The 1,431-nt window shown below is 56.7% G+C and carries 2 protein-coding genes; both read right to left on the minus strand.

The genetic code is table 11. The features are described from left to right. On the minus strand, positions 1-356 hold a 356-nt coding region (locus ABEV74_RS20855), incomplete at its 3' end, for an ATP-binding protein (protein ID WP_430149233.1). After that, the coding region (locus tag ABEV74_RS20860; RefSeq protein WP_430149235.1) for an IS21 family transposase at positions 353-1,431 on the minus strand (1,079 nt) is incomplete at its 5' end. The genes ABEV74_RS20855 and ABEV74_RS20860, both read right to left, overlap by 4 nt.

The following is a 1,431-nucleotide window of genomic DNA, read 5'->3' on the forward strand; positions in this document are numbered from 1 at the left end:
AAATTCTTTCGATAATTCCCGACGCCTGGCGGGCCCAGAAAGAGCAAGTTATAATGCTGCTCCAGCCACATCAGTTCCCGAAGTTGCTGCAACTGACGTTGTCCCAGGGACGGTTGTTCGTCGACCCGAAATTCGTCCAACGTTTTCAGTTCCGGGAACGCGGCGCGTTTGTACCGACGGGCAAACTGCTTTTCTTCCCGTTTTTTCAACTCGTACGAAAGCACGCGCTGCAAACACTGGCGGTAACTCCACTGCCTGGTTTCGGCTTCCATCAGGAGTTCGTCCAGCGCCCCAGCGGCGGCGGTTAACTGCAGCGCGCTGAATACGGACTTCAGTTCCATCGTCGCTTCACTCATCGGGCTCCCTCCAGGATGGCTTGATATACGTCAAACGGGCGAACTTGCGGCTTCATCTTCAGTTTCTGCCGTTCCGGCTCGCTGAGCAACCGGACATCGGTCGGAACGGCTGGTGCCGCGGCCGATTTCAGAGCCGCGTAATAGTGCAGGGCATCCACGAAATCCGTGGCCTGGTAGAGTCGATGTTTCAGACAATAGGCCAACGCTTGCGCCAGCACATCCGGATCCGCGTCTTTGGCGTGTCGATCGATCCATTGCAACTGGTCCCGAATGTAACGCGGTTTTTGTTCCCGGATAACCGCCAGATAGGATCGGGCTTGCGCCGGTTCTGGAAAGCGGGCGGCCACGTGTTCCATATAGGCGCCAATCCCTTTGGAACGATCCCGGGCATGGTTGGTGTTTTTGATGAGTTTGCCTTTACCCGCATGCAGCGGATGGCGGGCCAGTTCCTCGCCGGTTGCCGGATCGAACGCCACCAACTGCTTGTCCGGCGTCACGCGAATCTCCACAGACGTGTCCGTGCCGGTGTAGGTGCCAAGCGGCAGCGAGTACCGGTTCCCCTGAAAGACAATCGTATTGTCTTTTCGCACCCGTCTTGTTATACTGGGTGCAGAATTGGTTTGTATTTTTTCGGGAACCGGCAGGAGATGGCGCCGCTCTTCGGCGAACACGTCCGCCGGTATTTTTTTGGTCGTGTGATGCATCCGCCCGTTTCCGGTTCGGTTCAACCAAGCCAAACAGTCTTCGTTCCACCGGTCGATGTGGGTAAACGTCCGATGGCGCGCAAAGTTGCGTTTGACGAAACCGACGACGTTTTCCACCCGCCCCTTGCTTTCCGGATCTTGCTTGCGGCACATGCGAATCTGAAATCTGCGCTGCCGGACGTAGGCGGCAAATTCGGCCGTCAGAATCAGATCGCCGTGGTTTTCGCTTACAAGCAGAAGATGATCCTGGTCATAGACGATCTCGCGAGTCATGCCGCCGAAAAATTCAAAGGCGTTCTCGTGGCAGCGGATCACATCCGCCGTGGTAAACGGTCGATCCTGCCATTCCACGCCAAAGCCTACCGGATGCG

Origin of the sequence: Paenibacillus cisolokensis (assembly GCF_050481165.1) — a bacterium.
Classification (GTDB): Bacteria; Bacillota; Bacilli; order Paenibacillales; family Paenibacillaceae; genus Paenibacillus_AH; species Paenibacillus_AH cisolokensis.